This window comes from Bradyrhizobium sp. CCBAU 45384, assembly GCF_028128665.1.
Taxonomy (GTDB): Bacteria; Pseudomonadota; Alphaproteobacteria; order Rhizobiales; family Xanthobacteraceae; genus Bradyrhizobium; species Bradyrhizobium manausense.
On record NZ_LBIZ01000111.1, the window covers coordinates 270,668 to 279,961 of the forward strand.

Annotated in this window: 5 protein-coding genes; all 5 read left to right on the plus strand. The window is 66.2% G+C overall.

Translation table 11 applies throughout. The features are described 5' to 3' along the window. Window positions 1–62: 62 nt before the first annotated feature. Window positions 63–881 (plus strand): transglutaminase domain-containing protein, encoded by an 819-nt coding sequence (locus XH80_RS23370; RefSeq protein ID WP_271600575.1) that lies wholly within the window; start codon window positions 63–65, stop codon window positions 879–881. A gap of 352 nt (window positions 882–1,233) precedes the next feature. Further along, window positions 1,234–1,953: an outer membrane protein gene (locus tag XH80_RS23375; RefSeq protein ID WP_271600576.1), complete on the plus strand. Its 720-nt coding sequence runs from the start codon at window positions 1,234–1,236 to the stop codon at window positions 1,951–1,953. Window positions 1,954–2,417: 464 nt separating this feature from the next. Then, on the plus strand, window positions 2,418–5,921 hold the full coding sequence (gene dnaE / locus XH80_RS23380) for a DNA polymerase III subunit alpha (RefSeq protein ID WP_271600577.1): 3,504 nt from the start codon (window positions 2,418–2,420) through the stop codon (window positions 5,919–5,921). A gap of 129 nt (window positions 5,922–6,050) precedes the next feature. Continuing rightward, window positions 6,051–6,791: a carbonic anhydrase gene (locus XH80_RS23385; protein WP_271600578.1), complete on the plus strand. Its 741-nt coding sequence runs from the start codon at window positions 6,051–6,053 to the stop codon at window positions 6,789–6,791. Between the two features lie 153 nt (window positions 6,792–6,944). Next, window positions 6,945–9,294: caspase family protein (locus XH80_RS23390; protein WP_271600579.1), on the plus strand; the 2,350-nt coding region annotated here is incomplete at its 3' end.

Genomic DNA, 9,294 nt, shown 5'->3' on the forward strand with positions numbered 1-9,294 from the left:
GGTCGCGCTCGCGGCCGCTCCGGCCGTCTCGGACCGAGCTGCTCTCTTCAAGTAGGTGCTTGATGCGTGAACCTGCCCCTTTCAACTATTACGCCCACCACAGTGCGCTCAGCGACCCCCGTGCTCATGGCGGGTTGATCAGTAGCTTGCCGCCAGATGTTCCGGCGTGGTGCCGCATCTTGCAGGGGCTGCTGATCCACGAGGCCTGGATCGAGAGACAGGGTTTTGACACTGCCGCGTTTGCCGGCCAGAGCCGTGCTACGTTGCCGGTGTCCGAACGTCTGGATCAGCTTTTGGCCATCGATCCGCGCCCGCTGACGTATGAAAGACAAGGAGAGTGCCGCGCCTTGGCGACGTGCCGGGACTTCGCGCTGATGCTGTGCGCGATTCTGCGTCAGCATAGCGTGCCCGCCCGCGTCCGCTGCGGTTTCGCAACGTACTTTGCCGGGCACCCCTATCACGATCACTGGGTGTGCGAATATCGGGCGCGGGACCAGCAACGGTGGGTTCTGGTCGATGCCGAGATCGACGAGGCGCATCGCAAAGGTCTCGAAATCGATTTCGAGCCAACCGACGTGCCGCGCACGGCGTTCATCACCGGCATCGAGGCTTGGAAACGATGCCGATCCGGCGCGATGAATCCCGAGCATCTGGGGCACGGGACGACGACCGGTCTGTTCTTTGCTCAGGTGAACCTTGCGCGTGATCTGCTCGCGCTCGCCAAGCGTGAGACCTCGCAATGGGACACCTGGCGCACGGCGCGCGATCCGCATCTTTGGTTGGATGAAGCCGCTTTGTTGCGCTGTGATGATCTGGCGCAGCGAGGCGAGGAGAGGGCGGTCGAGATCGCGCCGTCCTTGAGTATTCCACCTTGGCAATAAGAGCAGCGCATCCCGAGACCGCGCCTGCACGCGCGCGGCGAATGCAAATGTGGCGAACGCGCGCGAGAATGTGGCGGCAATGCGGAGAGAAAATGCTCGTCGCTTTTCCAATTCACGGAATCGTGCGTGCGACCTCGTTACGCGGGATTCCGATGCAAGGCGGGTGTCGACGTTGGAATCGCTGAATACTCTTGTTTCAAAGGGTTTCCGCGCACGCGCTGCTAAACACTCGTTAATGAAGCCGGGCCCTTTGGCGCGAACTGTTGCGTCGAGGTTACAGCAATTTCGTCGATCATTGTTATGAGGACGCCAAGGCCGGGGGGCCTAACGACGAAACTGGAACGGGATTCAAATGAACAAGAATTTGTTGCTCGCTGCTGTGAGCCTTGTCGCGATCACCGCGGCCGCGCCGGCGCTGGCTGCTGACCTCGCTGCGCGTCCTTACACCAAGGCGCCGGCGATGATCGCCACGGTCTATGACTGGAGCGGCTTCTATATCGGCATCAACGGCGGTGGCGCTTCGGGTCATTCGACCTGGGATCTGACCGGCGTCGGTCGCGAAGGCTCGCACGATGCGACCGGCGGTACGGTCGGTGGCCAGGTCGGCTATCGCGTGCAGTCCGGCCAGTGGGTGTTCGGCCTCGAAGGCCAGGGCAACTGGGCTGACTTCACCGGCGACAACACCAGCGCGCTGCTCGCTCAGCGCAACCGCACCAAGATCGACTCGTTCGGTCTGATCACCGGTCAGGTCGGTTACGCCTGGAACAACGTGCTCGTCTACGCCAAGGGCGGCGCGGCCGTCGTCGGCGTCAAGAACGAAGTGTTCAGCACCGCGACCGGTGGTCTGCTCGCCTCGAACAGCGACACCCGCTGGGGCGGCACGGTCGGCGCCGGTCTCGAGTTCGGCTTTGCGCCGAACTGGTCGGTGGGTGTGGAGTACAACCACATCTTCCTGGCGGACAAGGACGTCACTTTCGCCGGCCTGAAGACCGACAGCATCAAGCAGGACGTCGACATGGGCCTCGTCCGCCTGAACTACAAGTTCGGCGGCCCTGTTATCGGCAGGTACTGAGAATAGTCGCTCTGGAAAGATGACGTCGAAAGCCCCGGCCTTGCGCCGGGGCTTTTTATTGCGCGAATTCAGCGAGTTAACCATTTCGCTGCGAGGGGGCTGAGTTGGCTTGACTCCCGAGAACGAAATGAGAACAATGTTCCTCATACGTTCTGGTGATGGAGCAAGCCATGTTCAGGATTTTCGTGGAAGAAGCCGCTGCACTGACGTCGATCGCGCTGTTCGTCGGGATGATCGCGATCTGGGCCCAGGTCATTCCGCAGCTTTAGCCGGCGGGTCCTCTGGCTGACCCCCTTGGGGAAAAGCGGGATGAGGCGGCGAAGCGGCAGCTACAGCGTGGACTCTGGCGCGGCGAGCCCCCACCATTGTGAGGCGAGTCGGCAAGGGTACTCCAATGGCGAGTGGATGATGATCCCGATGCCGGCGACCGCTCCATCCCATCTGCAAGAGGCCGTTACCCGACCATGCCGAGCGCCGGATTTGTCCACCTTCACGTTCACTCGGCCTATTCGCTGCTCAAGGGCTCGATCAAGATCGCCAAGCTCGGCGAGCTCGCCAAGAAGGACCACCAGCCGGCGCTGGCGCTGACCGACACCGACAATCTGTTCGGTGCGCTCGAATTCTCCGACAAGATGGCCGGTTACGGCATCCAGCCGATTGTTGGCCTGGAACTCGCAATCGATTTCGGCGACCAGGATCCCAACGCGCGCAACGCGCTGCCGCCCTCGCGCGTGGTGCTGCTGGCCGCCCAAGAGCGCGGTTATCGCAGCCTGATGCGGCTGAACTCGCGCGCCTTCCTCGAATCGCCCGACAGCCACGCGCCGTTCATCAAGTTCGACTGGTTCGACGGCGAGACCGAAGGCCTGATCGCGCTAACCGGCGGCCCTGACGGACCGATCTCGCTGGCGCTCGCGAGCGGCCAGGCCGAGGTTGCGGCCGCGCGCTGCGAGCGTCTCGCCGGCCTGTTCGGCGATCGCCTCTATGTCGAATTGCAGCGTCACAACATCGACAAGGAGCGGCGGATCGAGAGCGCCCTGATCGACCTCGCCTATGGCAAGGGCCTGCCGCTGGTCGCGACCAACGAGCCGTATTTCGCCTCGACCGACGATTACGAGGCGCATGACGCACTGCTCTGCATCGCCGGCGGCCGGCTGATCGCCGAGACCGAGCGCGAGCAGCTCACGCCAGACCATCGCTTCAAGACCCGCGCCGAGATGGCGGTCCTGTTCGCCGACATTCCGGAAGCGCTGGCATCCACCGTCGAGATCGCCGAGCGCTGCTCGTTCCGCCCCCTGACGCGCAAGCCGATCCTGCCGTTCTTCACCGTTGGCGCCGCCGGCAGCACCGATGCGGCCGCGGTCGAGGCGGCCGAATTGAAACGGCAGGCGGAGGAGGGGCTTGCCAATCGCCTACGCGTGCACGGCCTGTCGCAGGGGACCACGCAGGAAGACTACAACAAGCGACTGGCGTTCGAGCTCGACGTCATCATGCGCATGAAATACGCGGGCTACTTCCTGATCGTGTCGGACTTCATCAAATGGGCGAAGAGCCAGGGCATTCCGGTCGGGCCGGGCCGTGGCTCCGGCGCCGGCTCGCTGGTCGCCTGGGCGCTGACCATCACCGACCTCGATCCGATCAAGTTCGGGCTGCTGTTCGAGCGCTTCCTCAATCCCGAGCGCGTCTCGATGCCGGACTTCGACATCGACTTTTGCCAGGATCGCCGCGGCGAGGTGATCAAGTACGTCCAGGAACGCTACGGCCGCGACCAGGTCGCGCAGATTATCACCTTCGGTACGCTGCAGGCGCGCGGCGTGCTGCGCGACGTCGGCCGCGTGCTGCAGATGCCCTATGGCCAGGTCGACAAGCTGACCAAGCTGGTGCCGCAGAATCCGGCGGCGCCGGTGACCCTGGCGGCCGCGATCGAGAGCGAGCCGAAGCTGCAGGCCTTCCGCGATGAAGATCCGATCGTGGCGCGTGCCTTCGATATTGCCCAGCGCCTCGAAGGCCTGACGCGGCACGCCTCGACCCACGCGGCCGGCATCGTGATCGGCGATCGCCCGTTGAGCGAGCTGGTGCCGCTCTACCGCGATCCCAAATCCGACATGCCGGTGACCCAGTTCAACATGAAATGGGTCGAGCCGGCGGGCCTCGTGAAGTTCGACTTCCTCGGTCTGAAGACGCTGACCGTGCTCGACGTCGCCTGCAAGCTGCTCAAGCCGCGCGGCATCCATGTCGATCTTGCCACGCTACCGATCGACGATGCCGAGAGCTATCAGATGCTGGCGCGCGGCGAGGTGGTCGGCGTGTTCCAGGTTGAAAGCCAGGGCATGCGGCGCGCGCTGGTCGACATGCGGCCCGACCGTTTCGAGGACATCATCGCGCTGGTCGCGCTGTATCGACCGGGCCCGATGGCGAACATCCCGACCTATTGCGCGCGCAAGCACGGCGACGAAGAACCGGAATATCTGCATCCCGTGCTCGAGCCGATCCTGAAGGAGACGTTCGGCGTCATCATCTACCAGGAACAGGTGATGCAGATCGCGCAGGTGATGTCGGGCTATTCGCTCGGCGACGCCGATCTGCTCCGCCGCGCCATGGGCAAGAAGATCCGCGCCGAGATGGACAAGCAGCGCGACATCTTCGTCGCGGGCGCGGTGAAGAACGGCGTGCCGAAGGGACAGGCCGAGACCATCTTCGAGCTGCTCGCCAAGTTCGCCGATTACGGCTTCAACAAGAGCCACGCGGCGGCCTACGCGCTGGTGTCCTACCACACCGCCTATATGAAGGCGCATTATCCGGTCGAGTTCATCGCAGCGTCGATGACGCTCGATCTCAACAACACCGACAAGCTCTCCGAATTCCGCTCCGAGGCGCAGCGCCTCGGCATCAAGGTCGAGCCGCCGAACATCAACCGCTCGGGTGCGACCTTCGAGGTCGGCGAGAAGACGATCTACTACGCGCTTGCAGCGCTGAAGGGCGTCGGCATCCAGGCGATCGAGCAGATCATCGAGGAGCGCACCAAGCGCGGGCTGTTCACCTCGCTCGCCGACTTCGCCGCGCGCGTCAATCCGCGTGCGATCAACAAGCGCATCATCGAGAGCCTCGCCGCCGCCGGCGCGTTCGACACGCTGGAACCCAACCGCGCCCGCGTGTTCGCCGGCGCGGATTCGATCCTGGCCGCCTGCCAGCGCGCGCATCAGGCCGAGACCAGCGGCCAGAACGACATGTTCGGCATGGCGGCGGACGCGCCGACCATCATGCTGCCGCAGATCGAGCCGTGGCTGCCGGCCGAAAAACTCCGCCGCGAATACGATGCCGTCGGCTTCTTCCTGTCGGGCCATCCGCTCGACGATTACGCCACCGTGCTGAAGCGGCTGCGGGTGCAGTCGTGGGCCGAGTTCTCCCGCGCGGTGAAGACCGGCGCCACCGCCGGCAAGGTCGCGGCGACAGTGGTGTCGCGCATGGAGCGGCGCACCAAGACCGGCAACAAGATGGGCATCATGGGGTTGTCCGATCCCACCGGTCATTTCGAGGCGGTGCTGTTCTCCGAGGGCCTCGCGCAATATCGCGACATGCTGGAGCCGGGCGCCGCCGTGCTGCTCCAACTCGGCGCCGAACTCCAGGGCGAGGACGTCCGCGCCCGCGTGCTGCATGCCGAACCGCTCGATGACGCCGCCGCCAAGACGCAGAAGGGCCTGCGCATCTTCGTGCGTGACACCAAGCCGCTCGACTCGATCGCCAAGCGCCTGGCCGGCCCCGAGGCGGCTGGCGCAAACGGCGCCGCGCCGAAAATCGGCAGCCCCGGCATCGCGCCGCGCGGAAATGGCGACGGCGAGGTCTCGCTGGTGATGATGCTCGACCTCGAGACCGAGGTCGAGATGAAGCTGCCCGGCCGCTTCAAGGTCTCGCCGCAGATCGCCGGCGCCATCAAGGCCGTCGCCGGCGTGGTGGACGTGCAGCAGATCTAGCTCCGGTCGCGATATGTCCGCGGCGTGCAACGCCGTGGATGCGGTAGTTTCGTTGTTCAATCTGCGCTATCATGATTGCGATGGTGCTCATTTATAAGGGCACGTCCGTTGCGCCGGGAGGAGCGGGACATGTGCGACCAATGCTCTGGAGCCATGCGGGACAAATTCGCGCCGTCGCGGCGATCGGCGATGCTGCTGGCGGCTGCCGCGCTTGGCACCGCCTTCAGTGGCCGCGCCTTCGCCAAGGAGACCAAGGCGCCGCCCAAGCCGCAGAACGTGCTGTCGCCGGACGCGGCGCTGAAGCGGCTGATGGACGGCAATGCGCGCTACGTCGACGGCGTGACGCGGCGCCATGATTTCAAGCACGAGCGCGAGGCGCTGGCGGGCGGGCAGAATCCGTTCGCGGCGGTGCTGAGCTGCGCGGACTCGCGCATCGCGCCGGAATACGCCTTCGACACCGGACGCGGCGATCTCTTCGTCTGCCGCGTCGCCGGCAATTTTGCCGGCACCGAGACCGTTGCCAGCATGGAATACGCGGTCGCGGTGCTCAACGCCCCGCTGATCCTCGTGCTCGGCCATGACGCCTGCGGTGCGGTCGATGCAACGCTGAAGGCGCTCAAGGACGACAAGCCGCCGCCGGGACATATCCCCTCTCTGGTCGATGCAATTGCGCCGGCTGCGAAGAGCGCGATGCAACAGGGCGGGGACGCGCTCGACAAGGCGATCCGCCAGAACGTGATCGACAATGTCGCGAAGCTGAAGACTGCGGCGCCGATTCTCAACGGGGCCGTGGAGCAGGGCAAGCTGAAGATCGCCGGGGGCATCTACCGGCTCTCGACGGGAACAGTGGATCTGATCGCGCAAGGCTAGGGCAGACGCAAAGGCGGAAGCTTACGCGGAGCTGACGCGACTGGCCGATGCCATGCCGCCGCCTCAATCCGAGCCTTTCGTTCAACTGCCGTTCAGCCGGCCGCGCGTCTCATGCGTGGTGGACACTCAACAACAATAACGGGCGAGCAAGCCATGCGCGGGACACACAAGGCCTTCCTTTGCTTCCTTCTACCAATCCTCTTCGTTGCAGGCGTGATTGCTCCGGCGTGCGCCCAGCAGCAGGAAAAGCGCATCGCGCTCGTGGTCGGCAACGGCGCTTATTCCAAGTCGCCGCTGGCAACCGCCGCCAATGACGGCGGCCTGATCGCGCAAACGCTGCAGGCCGCGGGCTTCGACGTGGTCGGCGCGCGCGATCTCGACGGCGACACGCTGCGCAAGAGCCTGCGCGATTTCATCCAGAAGGCGCAGGCCTCCGGACCCGGCACCGTCGCGATGATCTATCTGTCCGGCTATGGGGTGCAGCTGGCCGGCGAGAACTATTTCATCCCTGTTGATTCCAACATCACGCGGGACACCGACATTCCGACCGAGGCGCTGCGCATCAGCGACTATGCCCGCCAGCTCGCCGCCGTCCCGCTCAAGGCCAACATCATCGTGCTCGATGCCGCGCGCGCCCAGCCCTTCGTCGAGGGGGGCCAGCAGCCGATCGCGAGCGGCCTTGCGCTGGTCGAGCCGGATCCGAACATGCTGATCGCCTTCAATGCGGCGCCAGGCACGGTGGCCCCCGAGGAGCCGGGACCCTACGGCATCTATGCGCAGTCGCTCGCCGAGATGATCCGGACCGGCGGCCTGTCGTTGCCCGAGGTATTCGACCGCGTCCGCCTGCGCGTCAACGAGGCCTCGAAAGGCGCGCAGGTGCCGTGGGACGACCACAAGATCTCCGCACAATTCACCTTCTTCGAGCGCGCGCCCGATGCGCCGCCGGCGGCCGCGCCCGACCAGGTCGCCGCGGTCCGCAACAAGCCGATCCGCGAACTCGGCGTGCAGGACGCCTATGCCGCCGCGCTCGAGCGCGACACGCTGCCGGCCTATGAGGATTTTCTCGCCGCCTATCCCGGCGATCCCCTGGCCAAGCGCGTGATGGCGATCGTCGCGGCGCGCCGTGAGGCGATCACCTGGCGGCGGACCTACCGCGCCGACACGCCGGACGCCTATTGGTCGTATCTGCGCCGCTATCCGCGCGGGCCGCATGCGGGCGATGCACGGCGCAGGCTTGCGATCCTGACCGCGCCGATCGAGCCGCCGCCGACTTTCGCGATGATGGATTACGACGTGCCGCCGCCGCCGCCGGAGGAGGTCGTCTATGTCGATCGTCCGGTGCTGTATTTCAGCGATCCCGTGTTCGACTTCGTGCCGCCGCCGCCGCCGCCGGTCTATTTCTGCCCGCCGCCGCCGCCTGATTTCGTGGTGCTGCCGCCGCCGCTGCCGGTGGTCGGCCTGTTCGTGCTGCCGCAGCCGGTCTTCGTGCCGATCCCGGCGTTCTACAATCCGCCGGCCTATGTCGCGCCGCCGCCGAACAACATCATCGTCAACAACATCCATAACACCACGGTCATCAACACCGTGATCAACCAGCCGCCGGCGCCGCCGCCGGCCGGCAATGCCGCTGCAGCCGCAGCTGTTGCCGCCAATGGCCCAGGGCGCCCGAGCGGGATGACGCAGGTGCCGAAGGTCGTGCAGCAGCAGGCGCAACAGATCCAGGCCAATCCGACCCAGCGACTCACGCCGAGCCAGCAGGCGCTGGTCAGCAACCCCACGGCAAAGCCGGCGGCGATGAAGGTGATGCAGGTGCACGCGACGCCATCAGGGACCGGGACGCCGACCGGAGCGGCGCCGCCGGCATCTCCGCCGGCCGGTCATGCGCTTCCTGTTCCGGGGACGCAGAACACGCCGGCTGCGCCGGCCGGTGCGGCACAGGTCCCCAACGGCAAACTGGCGCCGACGGCCGCAGCGCCCGCCAGCGGTCAGCCTCAGGGCCATCCCAATACGGCGACCACGACCGCCCCGGCCGGCGCCGCAACCACGCCGGCCGCACCTGCCGGCGCAACCCAGGCCCCCAACGGCAAGCTGGCGCCCACGGCAAATGCACCCGCCAATGGCCAGCAGCAGGGCCATCCCAATACGGCAACCGCGCCTGCCACCACGACCGCCCCGGCCAACGCCGCAACCACGCCGGCCTCCAAGCCGCCCGTGGCACAAACACCGCCGACGGGCGCGCCGGACCCGCATGCCAAATCACTGGCGCATGAGCCGGCGGTGACGCCGCCGACCACGACCCCGCCAGGCAAGCCGGCGGCGACCGCGACGAACCCGGCCGTGACCACGACCACCGTGACCAACGGGAAACCGACGTCCCCGGCGTCGCCGACTTCGCCGCCAGTCGCGGCGCGGGAGCCGATCAAGCCGCAGGGGCTGCGGCCTGCAACGCCGTCGCCCGCGCAGGTCACGCGGACGCCGCCGCCGCAAGCGCCGCACCCGCAGG

Bases quoted from the DNA above. Each gene is read 5' to 3' on its own strand.
- XH80_RS23370 (WP_271600575.1), top strand. From the start codon at position 63: ATGCGTGAACCTGCCCCTTTCAACTATTACGCCCACCACAGTGCGCTC.
- dnaE (WP_271600577.1), top strand. From the start codon at position 2,418: ATGCCGAGCGCCGGATTTGTCCACCTTCACGTTCACTCGGCCTATTCG.
- XH80_RS23385 (WP_271600578.1), top strand. From the start codon at position 6,051: ATGTGCGACCAATGCTCTGGAGCCATGCGGGACAAATTCGCGCCGTCG.
- XH80_RS23375 (WP_271600576.1), top strand. From the start codon at position 1,234: ATGAACAAGAATTTGTTGCTCGCTGCTGTGAGCCTTGTCGCGATCACC.